General features: G+C 75.6%; 15 protein-coding genes and 1 rRNA gene. 13 read left to right on the top strand and 3 right to left on the bottom strand.

The annotated features are described in order from the left end of the window. The first annotated feature begins 196 nt into the window (after nucleotides 1–196). The 13 genes from rrf (at nucleotide 197) to ACWF41_RS08495 (ending at nucleotide 19,203) form a co-directional block, all read left to right on the top strand. Nucleotides 197–313 (top strand): 5S ribosomal RNA (gene rrf / locus ACWF41_RS08555). A gap of 1,624 nt (nucleotides 314–1,937) precedes the next feature. After that, a complete protein-coding gene (locus ACWF41_RS08550; RefSeq protein ID WP_380316125.1) occupies nucleotides 1,938–3,077 on the top strand; it encodes a hypothetical protein in 1,140 nt (379 codons plus the stop codon). Next, a complete protein-coding gene (locus ACWF41_RS08545; protein WP_380316122.1) occupies nucleotides 3,074–4,087 on the top strand; it encodes an HAD-IIA family hydrolase in 1,014 nt (337 codons plus the stop codon). Before ACWF41_RS08550 ends, ACWF41_RS08545 begins: the two co-directional genes overlap by 4 nt. A gap of 799 nt (nucleotides 4,088–4,886) precedes the next feature. Continuing rightward, nucleotides 4,887–5,816, top strand: coding sequence for a TlyA family RNA methyltransferase (locus ACWF41_RS08540; protein ID WP_380316119.1), 930 nt, complete (start codon nucleotides 4,887–4,889; stop codon nucleotides 5,814–5,816). Beyond that, on the top strand, nucleotides 5,813–6,784 hold the full coding sequence (locus ACWF41_RS08535; protein ID WP_380316116.1) for an NAD kinase: 972 nt from the start codon (nucleotides 5,813–5,815) through the stop codon (nucleotides 6,782–6,784). Before ACWF41_RS08540 ends, ACWF41_RS08535 begins: the two co-directional genes overlap by 4 nt. Then, a complete protein-coding gene (gene recN / locus ACWF41_RS08530) occupies nucleotides 6,785–8,554 on the top strand; it encodes a DNA repair protein RecN (RefSeq protein WP_380316113.1) in 1,770 nt (589 codons plus the stop codon). A gap of 5 nt (nucleotides 8,555–8,559) precedes the next feature. After that, nucleotides 8,560–9,753: a putative cytokinetic ring protein SteA gene (steA, locus tag ACWF41_RS08525; protein WP_380316110.1), complete on the top strand. Its 1,194-nt coding sequence runs from the start codon at nucleotides 8,560–8,562 to the stop codon at nucleotides 9,751–9,753. Nucleotides 9,754–9,817: 64 nt separating this feature from the next. Then, a complete protein-coding gene (locus tag ACWF41_RS08520; protein ID WP_380316107.1) occupies nucleotides 9,818–10,810 on the top strand; it encodes a copper transporter in 993 nt (330 codons plus the stop codon). Next, the gene (locus ACWF41_RS08515; RefSeq protein ID WP_380316104.1) at nucleotides 10,810–11,676 is read left to right on the top strand and encodes a hypothetical protein; all 867 of its coding nucleotides are present in this window, start codon (nucleotides 10,810–10,812) and stop codon (nucleotides 11,674–11,676) included. The genes ACWF41_RS08520 and ACWF41_RS08515 overlap by 1 nt, the downstream gene beginning before the upstream one ends. A 4-nt stretch (nucleotides 11,677–11,680) precedes the next feature. Beyond that, complete coding sequence (murJ, locus tag ACWF41_RS08510; RefSeq protein ID WP_380316101.1) at nucleotides 11,681–13,306, top strand: murein biosynthesis integral membrane protein MurJ; 1,626 nt, start codon at nucleotides 11,681–11,683, stop codon at nucleotides 13,304–13,306. Nucleotides 13,307–13,386: 80 nt separating this feature from the next. Continuing rightward, entirely contained in the window at nucleotides 13,387–15,075 is a 1,689-nt protein-coding gene (locus ACWF41_RS08505) for a CTP synthase (protein WP_380316098.1), read from the top strand. Continuing rightward, a complete protein-coding gene (locus ACWF41_RS08500) occupies nucleotides 15,072–15,734 on the top strand; it encodes an NUDIX domain-containing protein (RefSeq protein ID WP_380316095.1) in 663 nt (220 codons plus the stop codon). Before ACWF41_RS08505 ends, ACWF41_RS08500 begins: the two co-directional genes overlap by 4 nt. 22 nt (nucleotides 15,735–15,756) lie before the next feature. Continuing rightward, nucleotides 15,757–19,203 carry an AfsR/SARP family transcriptional regulator gene (locus tag ACWF41_RS08495; RefSeq protein ID WP_380316092.1) on the top strand — a complete coding sequence of 1,149 codons (3,447 nt, stop codon included), beginning with the start codon at nucleotides 15,757–15,759 and terminating at the stop codon, nucleotides 19,201–19,203. Here ACWF41_RS08495 and ACWF41_RS08490 read toward each other — a convergent pair. From ACWF41_RS08490 to ACWF41_RS08480, 3 genes are all read right to left on the bottom strand, one after another. After that, nucleotides 19,185–20,036, bottom strand: coding sequence for an ABC transporter permease (locus ACWF41_RS08490; RefSeq protein WP_380316089.1), 852 nt, complete (start codon nucleotides 20,034–20,036; stop codon nucleotides 19,185–19,187). The genes ACWF41_RS08495 and ACWF41_RS08490 overlap by 19 nt on opposite strands. After that, nucleotides 20,033–21,019 (bottom strand): ATP-binding cassette domain-containing protein, encoded by a 987-nt coding sequence (locus tag ACWF41_RS08485; protein ID WP_380316086.1) that lies wholly within the window; start codon nucleotides 21,017–21,019, stop codon nucleotides 20,033–20,035. Before ACWF41_RS08485 ends, ACWF41_RS08490 begins: the two co-directional genes overlap by 4 nt. A 110-nt stretch (nucleotides 21,020–21,129) precedes the next feature. Next, nucleotides 21,130–21,858: an aminotransferase class IV gene (locus ACWF41_RS08480; RefSeq protein ID WP_380316083.1), complete on the bottom strand. Its 729-nt coding sequence runs from the start codon at nucleotides 21,856–21,858 to the stop codon at nucleotides 21,130–21,132. Nucleotide 21,859 lies beyond the last annotated feature (1 nt).

The raw sequence follows: 21,859 nt of genomic DNA, 5'->3' as shown, positions 1-21,859 counted from the left end.
TAGATAGGCCGGATGTGGAAGACAGGACGAAAGACTGTCGGAGCTGACCGGTACTAATAAGCCAACAACTTCACACACACCCAAACACTGTTTGGCAATACTGCTTCGCGTCCACTATGCGGTTCCCGAGAAACGGGCACCACCCACACACCCCCTGGCGGGCGTGTGTGGGTGCACCCTGAAAACTCGATACTGTTACGGCGGTCATAGCGTTGGGGAAACGCCCGGTCCCATTCCGAACCCGGAAGCTTAGCCCTTCAGCGCCGATGGTACTGCCCTCGAGAGGGGGTGGGAGAGTAGGACGCCGCCGGACACCCATTCACGAAAGGCCCACCCCCGCACCGGGGTGGGCCTTTCGCATACCCCCACACCACCACCAACCCACCCCGCCCCCCGAGATCACCCAGGCCCCACCCGCCCACCACCGACCAGGCAGTGACGCACGGCCCGCGCGGCCATGACGTGCACAACGACCCGCTCGGTCGCCACGACCCGCACACCACCCTCCGGTACGCACGTGTTCGGAAGCGGCGCTCGAACGAACCAGGTGACGGCGCCGTGCTGTGAGCACGGGCGCCGGCGCTGGGACTGAGAGGTCCGCGGCACTCAGGACCACCACTGGGCTGCGGAATGTGCAGGGTCGCAGGCGCCACTGAAGGGCCGGCCCTGGCGTCGTCAGCGGCCTCCGGCCGTATCGGCCGAACTCGGGCCGTGGCGAGGCGGCGTGCAGGGGCCTGTCTGAGCCCGCCCGATGGTGGCGTTCGCGGCTCGTTCGCTACACCGTGACAGCGGCTCGTCTGAGTGCACGTGCGGGTCCTTGCCGCACGGGCGGTCGAGAAGGTGTTTGTCGGGAGGTGTGCGGCCGATCGGCCCGTGCCTGCAAGGGTGCGGTGGTGCCGCCTGTCACAGGTCGGCGGAAGCTCTTGGCCGCCCTCAAGGGAACGTGGCGTGGGAGAATACGGCTTGTGTCGGCGTCTGGAAGGAGTAGCGTGAACGATTCACCGCGGGACGAGAACAAGGGCGGTGCTGGCGGTCGCTCGTCGTCCCCCCGTGGTGCCAGCCCTCGCGGGGCTGGGCGTGACGGTGGCAGGAGTGCACGCTCGCCCGAGGGCGGCCGCGGTGGCGACCGGCCTCGGGGCCAGGGACGTCCCTCGTCCGAGCGCGGCGTGCGGAGCGGGAGTGAGGGGCGCGACCGTTGGTCCGGTTCCGGTAGTTCTGACGACCGCCGGCGCGGCGGCGAGCGCGCCGGATCGCGGAGCGGTGGATCGGGTCGGTCCGGGGACGCGAGCCGCAGCGACCGTCCGGCGCGCGGTGACGGACAGGCGGGGGACCGCAGGGATCGGCGCGAGCGGTTGTCGGGTGGTCGTCCGCAGGGTGGCTCTGGGGACCGTCGTGAGTCGTGGTCGCGCGACGACCGACGTGCTCGGCCCTCGTACGGGCGCCCGCAGGGTGGCTCTGGCGAGCGCCGCGACTCGTGGTCCCGGGACGACCGAGGTGAGGGACGTCCTGACGGTGGGCGTCCGGGACGCGGTCGTGAGGAGCGTGAGTACCGCGGGCGGGGCACGGGCCCCCAGAGCGGCGAGCGCCAGTCGCGCGACCGTGACGACCGCGAATACCGCGGGCAGGACAGGCGGGACGGGCGCTCGGGCGGACCTCGTCAGGGACGGGAGCAGTCCGGCGGCTACCGCGGCGGTTCGGACCAGCGTGACCGCGCCCGGGATCGCCGAGACGGCCATGACCCTCGTGACGGGACCCGCCAGGGGTACCGGGGCGACGGCTCGCGCGGACCTGCGGCCGGAGAGCGCCACGGCGGAGGGCAGGGACGGCGTCCCGCGGGGCCGGGTGGCTCGGGAGGGCCTCGGCAGGGCCACCGCCCGGCCGCGGCGGCGGAGCGCCGCCCCCGCGTCGTCGAGCCGGAGATCGCCGAGGACGCGACGATGGGCCAGCTCGGGAAGGACGTGCGCGGCCGGCTCCGAGGGCTGACCAAGGAGAACGCCGAACGGGTCGGGCTGCACCTGGTCATGGCCGGGCGCCTGCTCGACGTCGACCCCGAGCGGGCCTACGAGCACGCTCAGGCAGCCGTCCGCCGCGGCGGACGCGTGGACGTCGTGCGGGAGGCCGCCGGCATCGCCGCGTACCGCACGGGTCGCTTCGCCGAGGCGCTGCGCGAGCTGCGGACCGTGCGACGGCTGAACGGGTCCTCGGAGCACCTGCCGCTCATGGCGGACGCGGAGCGCGGGCTCGGGCGACCCGAGCGTGCCATCGCCCTCGCCACCAGCGAGGAGGCGCGCACGCTCGACGCCGAGGGGCGGACCGAGCTCGCGATCGTGGCGAGCGGTGCCCGGAGCGACCTGGGCGAGCACGACGCCTCGCTGGCCGTCCTCGACCGGATCCCCGCCGCCGAGCGGAAGGGCGACCTGGGCCTCCGGGTGCTGCAGGCCCGCGCGGCCGCGCTCGAGGCTGCTGGACGTGCGGACGAGGCCGCCACGCTGCTCGCCGGCGTCGACCCCGCGGCGTTGGAGCGCGTCTCCGGCGCGGTGGAGGAGATCGACGACGTCGTCGTCTACGACACGTACGACGAGGACGCGGACGACGACGAGGACTCGGACGACGAGGACTCGGACGACGAGGACGCGGACGACGAGGACGCGGACGACGAGGACGCGGACGACGAGGACGCGGACGACGAGGACGCGGACGCTGACAACGAGGGCACATCCTCCGAGCCCGACGCCGAGCCCGAGACGGAGGTCGCCCTCGAGGAGGGTGCCGACGGGCAGGACCATGAGGGCGTCGGGTCGGGGGCCGAGGCTCCCGACGACCGTACGGCGACCGTCGACGGCGGCGCGGACTCGGAGGAGGCAGCCGATGCGGCCGACGTGGCTGCGCTCGACGCCGCAGGTCGCGCCGCGGCCGAGCCGGTGACGGACGAGGACGACGAGGCGCCCGAGATCGTCGATGTCCTCGCCGAGGACCGGGCCGACGACGTGGCGGAGGACGCGGTCGAGGAGGTCGCCGACGGTACGGAGGCAGCGCCTCCCGTGCCGGCCGACGAGACGTCCGCGGAGAAGGGATGACGGCGACGCTCGCGAGCAGCGACGTCCCCTTGGCCTCGGCGCACGACCTGGCGCTCGTCGACCTCGACGGAGTGGCCTACCGGGGACACCTGCCCATCCCGCACGCGGCGGAGAGCTTGACCGCCGCGCGCGGCGAGGGCCTGCGGCTCGTGTTCGTGACGAACAACGCGTCACGGGAGCCCGAGGAGGTCGCCGGCCAGCTCACGGGGCTGGACATCCCCACGGCTGCGGACGAGGTCATGACCGCGGCGCAGGCGTGCGCGGCGCTGCTGCGCACGCGCCTCGCGCCGGGCGCCCGCGTGCTCGTCGTCGGCGGCGCGGGGCTGCGGACCGCCGTCGAGCGGTCGGGGCTGATCGTCGTCGACTCCGCCGACGACGTGCCCGACGCCGTCGCGCAGGGCTACGCGCCCGGGCTGGCCTGGGAAGACCTGGCCGAGGCGGCGTACGCGGTCGCGGGCGGTGCGTGGCACGTGGCCAGCAACCTCGACCTCTCGTTGCCGACCGCGCGGGGGTTCGCGCCGGGGAACGGCGCCCTCGTGGGCGCCGTCGTCGCGGCCACGGGCGTGCGGCCCGACAGCGCGGGGAAGCCCTCCCCGACGATGTACCGCCTCGCCGTCGAACGCGCGGGGGCCGAGCGGCCGCTGGTGATCGGCGACCGGCTCGACACCGACCTCGCGGGGGCGCGCTCCGGCGGATACCCGGGCCTGCACGTGCTGACCGGGGTGTCGACAGCGCGCGACGCGGTCCTGGCGGACGCGGGCCTGCGCCCGGACTTCCTGGGCGGCGACCTGCGCGCGCTGCTGGAGCCGCACCCGGCGCCGCAGCGTGCCGCGGAGGGCTGGTGGACGTGCGGCGACCGTGCCGCACGGGTCACCGACGGCCGGCTCGAGCTCGACGGCGAGGGGCCTCGCGGCATCGACGTGATCCGCGCCGCCTGCGTCGCCGCGTGGGAGGCCGTGGACCGCGGAGACGTCGTGGATCCCGCCACCGTGCCGGAGCTGCAGGCCTGACGCCAGGAGCTCGTCACCAGGAGCTCGTCACCACGAGCTCGTCACCACGAGCTCGTCACCACGAGCTCGTCACCACGAGCTCGTCACCACGAGCTTGTCACTGTTCAATGACGTCGGTCGCCGGTCTTCTGACGGCTTGCGCCTGATCTCGGTCGGCTGACACCGTGCGTCCTACTCTGTTCCCGTGCGGCGGGCGGGGTCCCGGCGACGGACCAGGTCGGGCCTGTGGGTCGTGGCACAGGGACGTGGGCGCCAGCGGGTAGCGTGGACCCGGACCTCGGCCTGCGGCGTCGTCCCCCACGATCAGCCGCTGACGGGCCGGTGGTCCGCGCACCCGGCCACGGTGCCGGCGACGAGACCACGACCCGCGAGCGGCAGGAGGGACGATGACGCAGGATCCGGTGACGCCTGGAGGCGTCGTCCCCGAACCGCCTCGCGACGCCGAGCAGCCGCCGACCGACGGAGCGCGCCCGGGCGACGTCCACGCGGTCGACGCTCGACCCGCCGACGTCCGCGCCGCTGACGCTCGACCTGCTGACGCTCGACCTGCTGACGCTCGACCTGCTGACGCTCGACCTGCTGACGCTCGACCTGCTGACGCCGAACCGATCGACCCCGCCCCGACGGCGGCGGGAGCCGCCGGCCCGTTGGCGGGCCTCGACGGTCTGGACGAGGTCCCGGTGAGCGAGCACGTGGAGCGGTTCGCGCAGGTGCACGACGTCCTGCGCGCGCGCCTGGACGGCGAGCCGGAGCCAGGGGAGCGGGACCGCGGCGCCCCTCGCCCGGGACCGGCGCGGTGATGCCCGAGCCCCGTGCGGACACGGAGCTCGTCCGGCGCGGCCTGGCACGCTCGCGCCGGCAGGCCGTCGAGCTGATCGGCGCGGGGCGTGTGCGGCTCGAGGGGCGCACGGTCGCCAAGGCCTCGACGCCCGTGCCCGCCGGCGCGCCCGTCACCGTGGACCCGGACCCGGCCGACCCGGGTTATGCCTCCCGCGCCGGCGGCAAGCTGGCGGGGGCCCTGGACGCGCTCGCCGCGGACCCTGCCGGACACGACCTGCTCGACGCCGTCGACGGCGGCTGGTGCCTCGACGTCGGGGCATCGACCGGAGGCTTCACCGACGTGCTCCTGCGCCGCGGCGCGCGGCACGTCGTCGCGCTCGACGTCGGGCACGACCAGCTCGTGCCCGCCCTGCGCGCGGACCCGCGGGTCACCGTGGTCGAGGGGTTCAACCTGCGGGACCTCACGCCGGACGACCTCGAGCGCTCGCCGGACGTGGTCGTCGGCGATCTCTCCTTCATCTCGCTCACGCTGGTGCTGGGCCCGCTCGCCGCGGTGCTCGACCCGACCTCGCAGGTGCTGCTGCTGGTCAAGCCGCAGTTCGAGGTCGGACGAGAGCGACTGGGCAGCGGGGGAGTCGTCCGCGACGGCCGCCTGCACGCCGAGGCGGTGGGCGCCGTCGTGCGGTCCGCGGCCGAGCACGGCCTGGAGGCGCGCGCCGTCGTGCCCAGCCCGCTGCCCGGCCCGAGCGGCAACCGCGAGTACTTCTGCTGGCTGCGGCCGAGCGCGGGGCCCGACCGTGCCGGTCCACGTCCCCACGGCGCTCGGTCCGGCGGCCCCGACCCCGCGGCGCTGGCCGCGGCCGTGGAGGCCGCCGTCGCCTGGCAGCCCGGCGCCCCCGACGCGCCGCCGTCCGTCCCACCCGTCCTGCCGATCGGAGGAGCACAGTGAGCCGCCGAGTCCTCATCGTCACCCACGGGGGCCGCCCCGAGGCCGTGGCGGCGCTCTCCGAGGCCGTGCGCGAGCTGACCCAGGCGGGTTTCGAGGTCGCGCTGCACGACGACGACCTCGCCGAGTCCTTCGGCGACCACATGGCCGCCGCCCGCGCGCGCGAGGGCGTCACCGACTCCGAGGCCGTGATGGTCCTGGGCGGCGACGGGACGATCCTGCGCGCCGCCGAGCTGACGCACGGCACGGGGGTCCCCCTGCTCGGGGTCAACCTGGGCCACGTGGGCTTCCTCGCCGAGAGCGAGCGCGACGACCTGCGGCACGCCGTCCGGCGCCTCGCCGCGCGCGACTACGAGGTCGAGGAACGCGCCGTGGTCGACGTCACCGTCCACCTGCCGGGCGAGGAGACGCCCCGCACGGGGTGGGCGCTCAACGAGGCCACCGTGGAGAAGGCGCGGCGCGAGCGCATGGTCGAGGTCGGCATCGCCGTCGACGGCCGGCCGCTGTCGTCGTTCGGGTGCGACGGCGTGGTCATGTCCACCGCGACCGGCTCGACGGCGCACGCGTTCTCGGCGGGCGGGCCCGTGATGTGGCCCGAGGTGGACGGCGTGCTGCTGGTGCCGCTGTCCGCGCACGCGCTGTTCGCGCGCCCGCTCGTCATCGGCCCGCGGTCCACGTACACGGTGAAGGTGCTCGAGCGCAGCCCGGTGCCCGCGGTGCTGACCTGCGACGGCCGGCGGCGCATCGACCTGCCGGTCGGGTCGTGGGTCGAGGTGCGCCGTGGGGCACTGCCCCTGCGGTTCGCGCGGCTGTCGCCGTCGCCGTTCACCGACCGGCTGGTGTCGAAGTTCTCCCTGCCGGTGGTCGGCTGGCGGGAGCTGGCCGCGAACCGACCGGACCACCGGGCGCCCGGCCGCCCGGAGCAGGACGCCCCGACCGAGGGCGGGGCCGAGCACGAGAAGGAGGCGTAGGTGCTCGAGGAGATCGCGATCGAGAACCTGGGCGTGATCCGCGCCGCCCGGGTGCCGCTGGCGGACGGGCTGACCGTCATCACGGGCGAGACCGGTGCCGGCAAGACCATGGTGCTCACGGGCCTCGGCCTGCTCATGGGAGGCAAGGCCGACGCGGCCGCGGTGCGTCCCGGCGCAGACGGTGCCGTCGTCGAGGGACGGCTGCGGGTCGCGACCCACCCCGCCGTGGCGGCGCGCGTCGACGAGGCGGGCGGGGAGGTCGACGACGACGGCACGGTCGTCGTGCTGCGGACCGTGGCGGCCGCGGGGCGCTCGCGGGCGCACCTGGGCGGCCGCGGCGTGCCGCAGGCGGTGCTCGCGGAGATCGCCGACGAGCTGGTCACCGTGCACGGGCAGGCCGACCAGCTGCGGCTGCGTACCGCGGTCAAGCAGCGGGAGGCGCTGGACTCGTTCGCCGGACCGGAGCACCAGGACCTGCTCGACGCGTACCGCGCGGCCTGGACCGAGCGCGCCGGGCTGCTGGCCGAGATCGCCGAGCTCACCGCGCGCGGCGCCGAGCGTGCCCGCGAGGCGGAGCTGCTGCGCCTGGGCCTCGCCGAGGTCGAGCGCGTGGACCCGCGGCCCGGGGAGGACGCCGAGCTGTCGGCGCTCGTGGGCCGTCTCGGCAACGCCGAGCAGCTGCGGGTCGCCGCGCAGGAGGCGCACGACGCCGTCGCGGGCGACGACGTCGAGACCGCGGGCAGCGCGGTGGCGGCGGTCGAGCGGGCGCGGCGCGCGCTCGATGCGGCCGCGGGCGACGACCCGGCGCTCGGCGCGCACGCGACCCGGCTTGCGGAGGCGGGCTACCTGCTCGCGGACGTCGCGACCGACCTCTCGGCGTACGTCGACGACCTGCAGGCCGACCCGGCGGGGCTCGAGACGGCGCACGCCCGCCTCGCGGAGCTGACCACCCTGACGCGCAGCTACGGCGAGACCGTCGACGACGTGCTGCGCTGGGCGAGCGACGCGGGCCTGCGCCTGCTCGACCTGGACGACGGCGGCGAGCGGCTGGCCGCCATGCGCGAGCGCACGGTGGAGCTGGACGCCGAGCTGGCGGCCGCGGCCGAGCGGCTGACCGCGGGGCGCCGGACCGCGGGGGAGGAGCTCGGCGCCGCCGTCACGGCGGAGCTGGCGGGGCTCGCGATGAAGGGGGCGCGGCTCGTGGTCGACGTCGCCGAGGCCGACGAGCCCGGGCCGTGGGGCGCCGACCAGGTGACGTTCCTGCTCGAACCGCACCCCGGGGCGCCCGCCCGCCCCCTGGGCAAGGGCGCGTCCGGGGGCGAGCTGTCCCGCGTGATGCTCGCCGTCGAGGTGGCGCTCGCCACGGCCCGGCTCGAGGCCACGACCGGCGCGCGGGCCGCGGCCCCGCTGCCGACGTTCGTCTTCGACGAGGTCGACGCGGGCGTGGGCGGCCGCGCCGCGGTCGAGGTGGGGCGCCGGCTGGCGACCCTCGCACGCAGCACGCAGGTGGTGGTCGTGACGCACCTGGCGCAGGTGGCGGCCTTCGCGGACTCCCACCTCGTGGTGACGAAGTCGAGCGCGGACGGCGGCTCCGACGCCGACGGGGGCACCGACGGGGATGCAGGCGGCGTCACCGTGACGGGCGTGCGCGAGGTCACCGAGGACGACCGCGTCCGCGAGCTCGCAAGGATGCTGTCGGGTCAGGAGGAGTCGGCGACCGCCCGTCAGCACGCGGTCGAGCTTCTCGAGTCGTCCACCGTGGGACGATAGGGGCGATGAGAATGATCCTGCGCAAGTCCGAGCGCGCCCCCGACGCCGGCGACGGCGGCCCCGACGTGACCGGACCCGCCCGGGTCGGCACGCGCACGAAGGACCTCACCAAGCGGCTGAAGCCCGGCGACGTGGCGGTCATCGACCACCTCGACATCGACCGCGTGGCCGCCGACGCCCTGGTGGCGGTCGGCCCGGCCGCGGTGCTGAACGCCGCGCGCTCGACGTCGGGCCGGTACCCGAACGCGGGCCCGGGGATCCTGATCGAGGCCGGCATCACGCTGGTCGACGACCTGGGCCCGGCCGTGATGGCGCTGCCCGAGGGCGCGTCCGTCGTCATCGACGGCGGCACCGTGCGCGTCGACGGCACGACGGTGGCGGACGGGGTCCGGCAGACGCCGGAGACCGTCGAGGCCGACATGGCCGCCGCGCGCGAGGGGCTCTCAGACGAGATCGAGCACTTCGCCGAGAACACCATGACCTACCTGCGGCGCGAGCGGGACCTGCTGCTCGACGGCGTCGGCGTGCCGGACGTGCGCACGCGGTTCGACGGCCGGCACGTGCTCATCGTCGTGCGCGGGTACCACTACCGCGAGGACCTGGCGATGCTGCGGTCCTACATCGCGGAGAACCGGCCCGTGCTGGTCGGGGTCGACGGCGGCGCCGACGCGATCATCGACGCCGGCTGGAAGCCGGACATGATCGTGGGGGACATGGACTCGGTGTCGGACCGGGCGCTGTCCTGCGGCGCGGAGATCGTGGTGCACGCCTACCGCGACGGCACCGCGCCGGGGCTCGACCGGGTCGAGTCGCTCGGCGTGGCGCCCGTGGTCTTCCCCGCGACCGGCACGAGCGAGGACATCGCCATGCTGCTCGCGGACGACAAGGGCGCCGAGCTCATCGTCGCCGTCGGCACGCACGCCACGCTGGTGGAGTTCCTCGACAAGGGCCGCGCGGGCATGGCCAGCACGTTCCTCACCCGCCTGCGGGTGGGCGGCAAGCTGGTGGACGCCAAGGGCGTGTCCCGGCTGTACCGCACCCGGATCTCGAACCTCCAGCTCACGCTGCTCTCCCTGGCCGGCGTCGCCGCCGTCGTCGCCGCCCTGTGGTCCACCTCCGCCGGCCAGACGTTCTTCGGCCTCGTCGGCGCCCGGATCGACGACCTCGTCTCGTGGGTGGGTAGCCTCTTCGGCGGGTGACGCCCTCCCCGCGCCCGCCGCTGCCCCGCCCGACCCGACCCCATCGAAGGAACCTCTGCCGACCGTGATCGACTTCAGGTACCACCTCGTCTCGCTGATCTCCGTCTTCCTGGCGCTCGCCGTGGGCATCATCCTCGGCGCCGGCCCGCTCCAGGGCCCGTTGGGCGACCAGCTCACCGAGCAGGTCGACGCCCTGCGCACCGAGCGCAACACGCTGCGTGACGAGCTGGGCGACGCACGGACGTCGGCGGAGGAGCAGCGCCGGTTCATCGACAGCGCGGGCGACCAGCTCGTCGCGGGCTCGCTCGAGGGCAAGAACGTGGCCATCGTCGAGGTGGACGAGGTGAGCGACTCCAGCCGCAAGGCCGTGCTCGACGAGCTCGAGGCCGCGGACGGCACCGTCGTCGCGCAGGAGCGGCTGTCGGCGTCGTGGACGTCCGCGGACGAGCTGACCATGCGGGAGACCGTCGCGGACGGGCTGCGCGCCAAGCTGCCGGCCGACGCCGTCGACGGCGCCATCGACGAGGACTCCGGCACCGCTGAGCTGCTGGCCGCCTCGCTGACGGTCGCGCTCACCGACGCGGGCCCCGAGGCCGGGACCTTCTCCGACGTGGCGCTGGAGCAGCAGCACCTGCTGCAGCAGGTGGGCCTCGTGGAGCAGGTCGCGGAGCCGAGCGCCCCCGCCGATGCGATCCTGCTGCTGTCGGGCGGCGGCAAGGCCACCGACGACTCGCAGACGACCGACGCCGACCCGAAGCAGACCGGGATGGGCGCGCTCGTGGCACTCGCGGGCACGTCGGCCCAGGTCGCCGGCACGTCGGTCGTGGCGGGTCCGACGACGCAGGACGGCGACCTCGTGGGCAGCGTCCGCTCGGACGACGAGCTCTCGGGCCTCGTGAGCACCGTGAGCGGGATCGAGGAGACGACCGGCCAGATCGTCGTGCCGCTGGCGATCGCGGCTCAGGAGGCCGGGACGGTCGACCAGTACGGGTTCGAGGACGGCGCGACCGTCCTCCCGCCGGCGGTCGTGAACGGCGCGACGCAGGCGGACGGCTGATGGCCGGGGGGCTCGGGGCGCTGCTGCGCGGGGCGGCGGTCGCGGCGGCCGGCACGGCGCTCGCCCGCCGCGCGCTCGAGACGGACCCGCCGGGCGGCTCCGCCCGCTGGACCCGCACCAACCACCGGGGCGAACCGGTCAGCATGCTCGAGGGCCCCGCGGTGGCCGCCGGGCTCGTGGCGGGCACGCTCGCCGCGGGTGGCGGGCGCGCGCGGGCCGGCACGGTCGTCGCGACTGCCGGCGCCGCCGCGTTCGGCCTCGTGGACGACCTCGCCGAGGACACCAGCACCCGGGTCAAGGGGCTGCGCGGGCACCTGGGCGCGCTCGCCGAGGGCAAGCTCACCACCGGCGGGCTCAAGGTGCTCGGCATCGGCGCCACGGCCCTGGTCGGGGCCGCGGTCGGTACCCGGCGGCGCGGCGGGGCGGTGGGCCACCTGGTCGACGTCGCCGTCAACGGCGCGCTGATCGCCGGCACGGCCAACCTCCTCAACCTGCTCGACCTGCGCCCCGGGCGCGCCCTCAAGGCCTCGGCCGCGCTGAGCCTGCCCGTCGCGGGCGGCGCCGGGGCGACCACGGGCGTGGTCCTCGGGGCCGCGGCCGTCGCCGCCCCCGGCGACCTCGCCGAGCGGGACATGCTCGGCGACGGCGGCGCCAACGCGCTGGGCGCGCTGGTCGGCGCGCAGTGGGCCTTCGGCGCCCCGCGTGCCGTGCGCCTCGCGGCCCTGACCTCCGTCGTCGGGCTGACGCTCGCGTCGGAGCGCGTGAGCTTCTCCGCCGTCATCGAGCGGACGCCGTGGCTGCGCGCCGCCGACCAGCTCGGCCGACGGCCGGCGCCGGCAGCCCAGGACCCCGCCGCGGGGGAGTGACCGCATGACGTCGCGCCCGGGCGGGCTGCGGGCGGCGACCCAGACGCTCGCGGGCGCCGCCGTGATGATCACCGTCGTGACGGTGGCGAGCCGGCTGGTCGGCTTCGCCCGGTCGCTGGTGCTGTCGTGGGCCGTGGGCACCGAGGGCGTCGGGCCCGCGTACAGCGCGGCCAACCTGCTGCCGAACGTGCTCTTCGAGGTCGCCGCCGGCGGCGCGCTCGCGGGCGCGGTGGTGCCGCTGCTCGCGGGCCCGATCGCCCGCCGGTCGGCGAAGGAGACGTCCGGCGTGGCCTCGGCGATGCTCGGGTGGACGCTGGCCGTCCTCGTGCCGCTCGGCGCCCTGCTCGCCCTGCTGGCCGGCCCGATCGCCGGGCTCCTCATGACCAAGCACCCGGAGCTCGTGGACGTCACGGCCACGTTCGTGCGGACGTTCGCGCTCCAGGTCCCGCTGTACGGGCTCGCGGTGGTGCTCGGCGGCATCCTGCAGGCGCACAAGCGGTTCTTCTGGCAGGCGTTCGCGCCGCTGCTGTCCAGCGTGGCCGTCATCGTCGTGTACCTCGTCTTCGTCGCCATGACGGGCGAGAACCGGGACGACGTCGGCGCGCTGTCCGCCGCCGCGATCGGCTGGCTGGGCTGGGGCACGACGGCGGGGGTCGCCGTGCTCGCGCTGCCCCTCGTGCTGCCGGTGCGGCGGACCGGGACGCGGCTGCGGCCCACGCTGCGCTTCCCCGGCGGCGAGGGTGTCCGCGCCCGCAACCTCGCGCTGGCGGGGGTCGGTGCCCTCGTGGCGCAGCAGCTGTCCGTGCTCGCCGTGATGGGCGCGGCGCTGCAGTTCGGGCCGTCGCAGACGTTCCCGACGTACACGTTCGCCCAGCAGGTCTACCTGCTGCCCTACGCCGTGCTGGCGTTCCCGCTCGCGACGAGCACGTTCCCGCGGCTCGCGGAGCACGTGGCGCACGGGCGCCGCGACCTGTTCCGGAGCCTGCTGGCCGCCACCACCCGGACGCTGCTCGTGGTCTCGGGGCTCGGCGTCGCCGCGCTCGTGGCGGCGTCGTCCGCCGTGGAGGCCGTGTTCGCCCGCATCGCCCACGGGTCGGTGGCGGGGCTCGGGGACGCGGTGGCGTGGATGGCGCCGGGGATCGTCGGCTTCGCGCTGATCCTGCACCTGTCGCGCGCCCTGTACGCGATCGACCACCAGCGCGTGGCGGTCGTGGTGACGGCGGCCGGCTGGCTCGTCGTCGCGGCGGCGGCCTTCGTGCTGCCCGCGGCGACGGGGGTCCGCGACCAGGTCGGCGTGCTCACCCAGCTCGGCCTGGCGACCGCGCTGGGCATGACGGTCGCGGGGGCGGGCCTGCTCGTCGCCGTGGGCCGGCTCGCCGGGCGCGAGGCGCTCCGGGGCATCCCGCGGACCCTGGTGGTGCTCGTCGTCGCGACCGCGCTCGGCGCCTGGGCGGGGGCGCTGGTGTCGGGCGTGCTGCTCCCGGCGCACGCCGCCATCCTCCCGGCGCTCGGCGTCGGGCTGCTCGCCGCGCTGGTCGGCGGAGGGGCCGTCGTGGGCGCCTTCCTGCTCACGGACCGGTCCGCGGTGACGGGCATCGCGCGCCGGGGGCGCGGCGCCGCACAGGAGTGACGCGGAGCGGCGCGGGGAGTGACGCGACGCACCGCACGGCCCGCGTGCCGCCTCCCCACCCGCTGTTAGGATGGAGTTCCGTGGCCGACACCGCGAACAGACTCCAGCCCCGCTCCTCCAGCCGTACGGGTGCGACGCACCAGACGCGGCACATCTTCGTGACGGGCGGTGTGGCCTCGTCTCTCGGCAAGGGACTCACCGCCTCCTCGCTCGGGCGCCTGCTGCGCTCGCGGGGCCTGCGCGTCACCATGCAGAAGCTCGACCCGTACCTCAACGTGGACCCGGGCACGATGAACCCGTTCCAGCACGGCGAGGTCTTCGTCACCGAGGACGGCGCCGAGACGGACCTCGACATCGGCCACTACGAGCGTTTTCTCGACGTCGAGCTGCCGGCCTCCTCGAACGTCACGACCGGCCAGGTCTACTCCCGCGTGATCGCCAAGGAGCGCCGCGGCGAGTACCTCGGGGACACCGTCCAGGTCATCCCGCACATCACCGACGAGATCAAGTCGCGCATGCGCGACCAGGCGGGTCCCGACGTCGACGTCATCATCACGGAGATCGGTGGCACCGTCGGCGACATCGAGTCGCAGCCCTTCCTCGAGGCCGCCCGCCAGGTGCGGCACGAGCTCGGCCGCGACGACTGCTTCTTCCTGCACGTCTCGCTGGTGCCGTACATCGGCCCGTCCGGCGAGCTCAAGACGAAGCCGACCCAGCACTCGGTGGCTGCGCTGCGCTCCATCGGCATCCAGCCCGACGCCATCGTGCTCCGCTCGGACCGCGTGGTGCCCGACGGCATCAAGCGCAAGATCGCCCTCATGTGCGACGTCGACAACGAGGCCGTCATCAACTGCGCCGACGCGCCGAGCATCTACGACATCCCGCGCGTCATCCACTCCGAGGGCCTCGACGCCTACGTCGTGCGCCGTCTCGACCTGCCGTTCCACGACGTCGACTGGGACGGCTGGACCCGCCTGCTGGAGCGCGTGCACGAGCCGGAGCACAACGTCGAGATCGCCCTCGTCGGCAAGTACATCGACCTGCCCGACGCGTACCTGTCGGTGACCGAGGCGCTGCGCGCCGGCGGCTTCGACAACGACACCAAGGTCGCCATCCGCTGGGTGGCCGCCGACGACTGCCGCACCCCCGAGGGTGCGCAGGACGCCCTGGAGGGCGTCGACGCCGTGCTCGTGCCGGGCGGCTTCGGCGTGCGCGGGATCGACGGCAAGGTCGGCGCGCTGCGCTGGGCGCGCGAGAACCTGGTGCCGACGCTCGGCATCTGCCTCGGCCTGCAGTCGATGGTCATCGAGTACGCGCGCAACGTGCTGGGGCTGCAGGACGCGTCGTCCACCGAGTTCGACCCGCAGAGCACGCACCCCGTCATCGCGACGATGGCGGAGCAGCTCGCGATCGTCGACGGCGGCGGCGACCTGGGCGGCACCATGCGCCTCGGCGCGTACGACGCGCACCTGGGCGCCGGCTCCGTCGTGGCGAAGGCCTACGGCAGCGAGCGGGTCTCGGAGCGTCACCGCCACCGCTACGAGGTGAACAACGCCTACCGGGCGCAGCTCGAGGAGGCCGGCCTGGTGTTCTCCGGCACGTCGCCCGACGCGAAGCTCGTCGAGTTCGTCGAGCTGCCCGCCGACGTGCACCCGTACTACGTGAGCACGCAGGCGCACCCCGAGTTCAAGTCGCGCCCGACCCGCTCGCACCCGCTGTTCAAGGGGCTCGTCGCGGCGGCCCTCGAGCGCCAGGGCAACCAGGCGTGAGCGACGCCCCGGGCGCGGGTGGCGGGGGCGCCGGCGCGCCGCTCGCCGACGAGATCACCCCGCGCCCCGTCCTGCGGCACGACGTGCTGCAGCGGGGCCGGATCATCGACCTCGTGCGCGACGAGGTCGACCTCGGGGACGCCGGGGTGGTGACGCGCGAGTACGTGGAGCACCCCGGCGCCGTCGCGATCGTGGCGCTCGACGAGCAGGAGCGGATCCTGCTGGAGCGTCAGTACCGCCACCCCGTGCGGTCGTTCATGTGGGAGGTGCCGGCCGGGCTGCTCGACGTCGACGGCGAGCCCGCCGTCGACGCGGCGGCGCGCGAGCTGGCCGAGGAGGCCGACGTCACCGCCGAACGGTGGGCGGTCCTCGCCGACTACGCGACGACTCCCGGCAGCAGCGACGAGGCGGTGCGGATCTTCCTCGCGCGCGGCATCGCGCCGGTGGCCGAGGCCGACCGGCACGTGCGCACCGGCGAGGAGGCCGGCATGGAGGTGCGCTGGGTGCCGCTCGACGAGGCGGTCGCCCGAGCGCTCGACGGCAGCCTGCACAACCCGTCGACCGTGGTGGGCATCCTCGCCGCCGCCGCGAGCCGTGCGGGCGGCTGGTCGTCCCTGCGGCCGACGGACGCGCCCTGGCCTGCCCGGCCCGGCGCCTGAGCTGCCGGTAGGCTCCACAGGCGTGCGTGACGCCTCCCTCCCCGAGCCCGGTACCGACGGTCCGCCGGCGCCGGCGGGCACGCCCGCGGTGCGGGTGCTCGGCCCGGTCCGAGTCTCCGGGGCGGGAGGCGAAGAGCGCGCGCCGCGGGGTGCGCGCGCGTCGGCGCTCGTCACCCTGCTCGCCCTCGCGGGCCCGCGCGGCGTCTCGTCGTCCGTCCTCGTCGACCGGCTGTGGCAGGAGTCCCTGCCCGCCGACCCGCGTGCTGCCCTGCAGAACCTCGTCTCGCGGCTGCGCGCCGTGGCAGGGCGCGGCGTGGTGCTGGCCACGGAGGCGGGGTACGCCCTGGGCGTGGCGACCGACCTCGACCTGGCCCGCGAGGGCCTGACGGCCGCGCGCCGTGAGCTCGTCTCCGGCGACCCGGGCGTCGCCGCCCGCACCGCCGAGGAGTCCCTGGCGCTGTGGAGCGGCACGCCGGGCGTCGACCTGGAGGGCGGCGAGTTCGCGGCCGTCGCCGCGGAGCTCGCGGCCGTCGCCCGGCGGCGGCGCGACGAGCTCCGCGCCGTGCGCCGCGACGCGGCCGAGGCGGCGGGGGAGCACGGCCTCGTCGCGGAGCTCGCCGGCGCCGACGTGGCGGCCGACCCGACGGACGAGGACGCGGCCCGCGCGCTCATGGCGGCGCTCGGCGGCCTCCGCCGACCGGGCGAGGCGCTGCGGGTGTTCACGCGGCTGCGGTCCGTGCTCGTGCGCGAGCTCGGCAGCGAGCCCGGCCCGGCGACCGTCGCCCTGTCCGAGCGGCTCGCCGCGCAGATCGGACCGTCGGGGGACGCGACGGACGCCCGGCCGGGAGTCGCGGAAGCGCCGTCGGTCCCACCGGTCCTGGCGGCCGCCCCCGGCTCGGGCGCCCCGGGCGCCGGGAGCGCGCCCGCCGGCGGCACGGCGCGGGGCCTGCGCACCTATCCGACGCCGCTGCTCGGCCGCGAGCCGGACGTCGCGGCCGTCCTCGACGCCCTGAGGGCCTCACGCCTCGTCACCGTCCTGGGCCCGGGCGGGCTCGGCAAGACCCGGCTCGCGCAGGAGGTCGCCCGTCGGTCGCTGGGCCGCGCCGCGGTCGTGGTCGTCGTCGAGCTCGTCGGCGTGCGGAGCGACGACGACGTGGTCCTGGCGCTCGCGGACGCCCTGGGCGTCGCGCCGGGGGTCGGCTCCGTGCGCCTGGCCGACCGGCTCCAGGCGGGCGACGTCGCCACCCAGGTGACAGCCCGCCTGCGCGACGCCGAGGCCCTGGTCGTGCTCGACAACTGCGAGCACGTCGTGGAGGGCGCCGCGCGGTGGGCCGGGACATTGCTGGCGGTCTCGCCGCGGCTGCGGGTGCTCGCCACGAGCCGCACCCCGCTGCTGCTGGAGCAGGAGGAGACGTACGTGCCCGCCCCGCTCGGCTCCGCTCCGGACGGCGACGACGACGGCCCCGCCGTCCGCCTGTTCGTCGAGCGGGCCCGCGCCGTGCGGCCCGACGCGCTGCTCGACCGCGCGGCCGTCGCACACCTGTGCGAGCGGCTGGACGGGCTGCCCCTGGCGATCGAGCTGGCGGCGGCGCGCGTGCGCACCCTGAGCGTCGCGGAGATCGACGCCCGGCTCGTCGAGCGGTTCGCCCTGCTGCGGGTGCGCGACCGGTCGGTCCCGGACCGGCACCGCACGCTGGAGGCGGTGCTGGACTGGAGCTGGAACCTGCTCACGCCCGGCCAGCAGGCGCTGTGGCGGCGTGCGGCCGTGCTCCCCGACGGGTTCTCCGCCGAGGCCGCGCGCTCCCTCCGTCCCGAGGCGCCCGGCTGGCAGGTGGACGACGACGTCGACGCTCTCGTGCTGCAGTCGCTGGTGCGGGTCGAGGAGGCGGACGGCGCGAGCCGGTACCGCATGGTCGAGACGGTGCGCGAGTTCGGGCTGCTGCGGCTCGCGGACGCCCACGAGGAGCCGGCCGCCGACGAGGCCGTCCTCGCGTGGGCGCTGACCGTGGCCCGCCGGTGCGCGTCCAGGATGCTGTCACCGCGCCAGCTCGAGGCGGTCGCGGAGCTCGGGCGCGAGCAGGAGAACCTCGTGTTCGCGGTCCGGCGCGGCATGGACCTGTCGCGACCGGAGGTGGTGGTGCACGGCTTCGTCGCGCTGCTGGGCAGCTGGGCGGTGCGCGGCGCGGAGGAGCGGGTGGTGGGCTTGGTGCCCGGGGTGCTGCACGCCCTGGAGGGGTGGCCGGTACCGGACGAGCACGCCGACGCCACCGCGATCGCGCTGGAGGCGATCGCCGCCGCGTCCGTCTTCGGGGTCCCGGGGTCTGCCGCGCGACCCCTCGCGCGGCTGCGCCGGCTGCTGCGCACGAGCCGGGGCGTGGGGGCGCGGACGCGCGAGCTCTCCCACCTCGTGCTGGCCCGGACGGCCGAGGAGTCGCTCGAGGTGCTCGCCCGGCTGCAGCGGTCCGACGACGGGTACACGGCGCTGCTCGGGCACATGTTCGAGGCCCAGCAGCGCGAGAACGACGGCGAGATCGCACGTGCTGTCGAGCTCGCGCGCGGCGCGCACGAGGTGGCCCGCGGGATCGACGACGCCGCGGCCTCGGCCATGACCGCGATGGTCCTCGCGTCGTTCCTCGCGGAGCAGGGCGAGGCGGCCGAGGCGGCCCGCTGGGTCGCGCGGGCGAAGGACGGCGTGCTCAGGATAGGCGCCGAGGAGATGCAGTGGCAGGTCCGGTGGATCGAGCTGGGCTCGGCCCTCACGCTCGGCGACCTGGCGACCGCCGAGTCCGTGGTCGTGTCGATGGTCCCCACCCCGGAGGCTGGCGACGACGGGCGCGAGCAGCAGGCGCGCGGCGTCGTGGAGCTGGGGCGCGGCGAGCTGGCGTGGGCCCGCGGCGACCGCCCGGGCGCTCTCGCGCACCTCGACCGGGCGATCGAGACGTTCGGTCCGGGCCAGCCGCGGGGGGACGCCGCGCCGTGGTTCCTGCTGCTCGCCTCGGCGACCCTCGTCCGGCGGGTGCAGGCAGGGGCGGACGGCGGCGTCCTCGTGCGGCGGATCGTCGACGTGGGGCGGCGGGTGCGGGGCCACGGGCGCGGCTTCGTCGACCGCCCGGTCCTCGCGACGTCGTCGGTCGGTGTCGCGTACTGGGCGTGCCTCGACCCCGGGGTGTCGTCCGAGCGGTGGCCCGACCGCGCGGCCGACGGCGCCGAGCTGCTCGCCCTCGCGGGCCTGATGGGCGCGCGCCAGGACCTCCCGGCCCTGCGGCTCGACCGCCTGCGGGCGGACCTGGCCGGGGTCGCCTCCCTGGCGGGCAGGTCCGGCGCCGAGCTGGTGCGCCAGGGCGAGGACCGGGCCGGTGTGCTGGCCCGCGACGCGCTGGTGCCGCGCGCGGAGGAGCTCCTGGTCCGCCTCGCGGGGGAGGCGGACCAGGAGCCCGGGGACGAGCGCGGTCAGGCCTTCTTCATGTAGCTCCGCACGGCCAGCGGGGCGAAGATCGCCACGACGACGGCGCAGCTGAGCAGTGCGATGCCGACCTGGCCCGTGACGCTGCCGGTGGAGGCGAGGTCGCGGACGGCCGTCACGAGGTGCGACACCGGGTTGACGTTGACGAAGCCCTGCAGCCAGCCGGGCATCGTGTCCACGGGGACGAACGCGTTGGACAGGAACGTCAGCGGGAAGAGCACCAGGAACGAGATGCCCTGCACGGACGACGCGGACCGGCCGATGACGCCGAAGAACGCGAAGATCCAGCTCAGCGACCAGGCGCAGACGATGACCAGCAGGCCGGCGAGCAGCACGCCGCCGACACCGCCGCCCGGGCGCCAGCCCATGACCAGGCCCATGCAGATCGTCAGGGTCGTGGCGATGAGGTAGCGGACCAGGTCCGCGATCAGGGCGCCGGCGAGGGGCGCGATGCGGGCGATGGGCAGCGACTTGAACCGGTCGAACACGCCCTTGTCCATGTCTTCGCGCAGCTGGGTGCCGGTGACGGCGGACGCCGTGATGACGGTCTGCACGAGGATGCCCGGGATGATGACGGGCAGGTAGGCCGCGATGCTGCCGGAGATCGCCCCGCCGAAGATGTACGTGAACATCAGCGTGAAGATGATCGGCTGCACCGTGACGTCGATGAGCTGTTCCGGCGTGCGGCGGATCTTGATGAGGCCGCGCCGGGCCATGGCAAGCGAGTCGGACACGGCCTGGCCGACGGTGACGCGGTTGCGCAGGGTGCGCTCGGCGCCGGGGACGATGCGCCCGCCCGACGCCGACGGCGCCGCGGGGGTTGCGGTGAGGGTGGTCATGCGGGGATCTCCTCGAGCTCGGGGGAGCCGGCGGCGTCGGACTCGGTCGCGCCGTGGCCGGTCAGGGTCAGGAACACCTCGTCGAGCGTGGGCTTGTCCATCGACAGGCCGTCGACGTCGACCCCCGCGCCGCGGAGGCGCACCAGCAGGTCGGTGACGCGGGCCGGGTCGGCGACGGGCACCGTGAGGCGGCGGGACTCCGGCGACGGCGTGGCGGGCACGCCGAGCACGTCCCGCACGGCCTCGAGGGCTACGGGGACGTCCTCGGCGCGCACGAGCGTGAGCTGCAGCGACTGCTCGCCCACGGAGGACTTGAGCTCGTCGCCGGTGCCCTCCGCGACGACCCGCCCGCGGTCGATGACCGCGATGCGGTCCGCGAGCTGGTCGGCCTCGTCGAGGTACTGCGTGGTGAGCAGCACGGTGGACCCCGTCGCGACGAGGCGGCGGATGGTCTCCCACATCTGCGCGCGGGTGCGCGGGTCGAGGCCGGTGGTGGGCTCGTCCAGGAAGAGCAGCGGCGGCTGCGCGATGAGGCTGGCCGCCAGGTCGAGCCGGCGGCGCATGCCGCCGGAGAAGTTCTTCAGGGGGCGCGCGGCGGCGTCGGTGAGGCTGAATTCCTCGAGCAGGTCACGGGTGCGGCGCGTCGCGGCGGCGCCCTTGAGCCCGTTGAGGCGGCAGAAGAGCAGCAGGTTCTCCGTCGCGCTGAGGGTCTCGTCGACCGAGGCGTACTGCCCCGTGACGCCGATGAGCTGTCGCACGATGAACGGCTCCCGGGCCACGTCGTGGCCGAACACGCTGGCCCGCCCGGCGTCCGGGCGCAGCAGCGTCGCCAGCATGCGGATCGTGGTGGTCTTGCCGGCCCCGTTCGGGCCGAGCACGCCGTAGACCGTGCCGGTGGCGACCTGCAGGTCGACCCCGTCCACGGCGCGGTTGTCGCCGAAGGTCTTGACGAGGCCCTCGGCCTCGATCGCGGTGGTGGTCATGGCACCACCGTGCGCGGCGGCGCTCGCAGCCTGCTGTCACGGCGCTGTCACGGCCTCGCGCGGCGCCGTCAGGGCATCCGGGGGTGGGGCCGGGGCCCCACGACATCACCTCAGACGGCGTCCCGGGGGAGGGCGGCCACCGCGGACCGGATCTCCGCGACGCGGGCGGCGGCGTCGGGCAGCGCGGCGGCGTCGACGGACGCGACGGCGACGATCCCGATCGAGTTGACGAGGAGGGCGCCCGCGAACCCGGCCAGGTCGGCCAGGTGCACCGGCCGCGACACGCAGGGCGCGACGGCTTCGACGAGCGCGAGGCCGGTGCCGCGCAGGTGCGGGGCGGTGGGCCAGACGACGTCGCCGCCCGGCTCGAGGAACCCGACGTTCGCGATCGTCGACTCGGCCACTGCGCCGTCGGGTCCGGTCAGGAGGGCGTCATCGTACCCCTCGCGCTCGACCTGCCGGGCCCACTGCGCCTGGGCGAAGCCGCCCAGGTGCTTGAGGTGGGCGAAGGGTCGCAGGTACGGCACGGCGCGCAGGCGCTGGGGCGCCGTCGGCGGGAGGCGGGGGTCGGTGACCTGGACGGCGACGTGCTCGGGGTCGCGCAGCACCACCCGCACGGACGCGTCGGCGCGGCCGTCGAGCGCGTGCCGCACGAGGGCGCGGACCCGGTCGCCGTCGAGCGGCACGCCGAAGATCTCGCGGTGGGCGGCGTCGAGCCGGAGCAGGTGGTGCTCCAGGCCCTGCACGCCGCCGTGGCGGACCTGCATGGCGGTGAAGTGACCGTCGGTGGACGCGACCTGCTCGGCCGTCGCGGGGCGGCCGTCGACCTCGATGCGCACC

This window comes from Isoptericola sp. NPDC055063, assembly GCF_053608125.1.
Note: the sequence above shows the minus strand (reverse complement) of the source record. Positions and strands in the feature narration are given on the sequence as shown.

Bases quoted from the DNA above. Each gene is read 5' to 3' on its own strand.
- ACWF41_RS08485 (WP_380316086.1), bottom strand. From the start codon at position 21,019: ATGACCACCACCGCGATCGAGGCCGAGGGCCTCGTCAAGACCTTCGGC.
- murJ (WP_380316101.1), top strand. From the start codon at position 11,681: ATGACGTCGCGCCCGGGCGGGCTGCGGGCGGCGACCCAGACGCTCGCG.
- steA (WP_380316110.1), top strand. From the start codon at position 8,560: ATGAGAATGATCCTGCGCAAGTCCGAGCGCGCCCCCGACGCCGGCGAC.
- ACWF41_RS08490 (WP_380316089.1), bottom strand. From the start codon at position 20,036: ATGACCACCCTCACCGCAACCCCCGCGGCGCCGTCGGCGTCGGGCGGG.
- ACWF41_RS08550 (WP_380316125.1), top strand. From the start codon at position 1,938: ATGGGCCAGCTCGGGAAGGACGTGCGCGGCCGGCTCCGAGGGCTGACC.
- ACWF41_RS08545 (WP_380316122.1), top strand. From the start codon at position 3,074: ATGACGGCGACGCTCGCGAGCAGCGACGTCCCCTTGGCCTCGGCGCAC.
- ACWF41_RS08515 (WP_380316104.1), top strand. From the start codon at position 10,810: ATGGCCGGGGGGCTCGGGGCGCTGCTGCGCGGGGCGGCGGTCGCGGCG.
- ACWF41_RS08540 (WP_380316119.1), top strand. From the start codon at position 4,887: ATGCCCGAGCCCCGTGCGGACACGGAGCTCGTCCGGCGCGGCCTGGCA.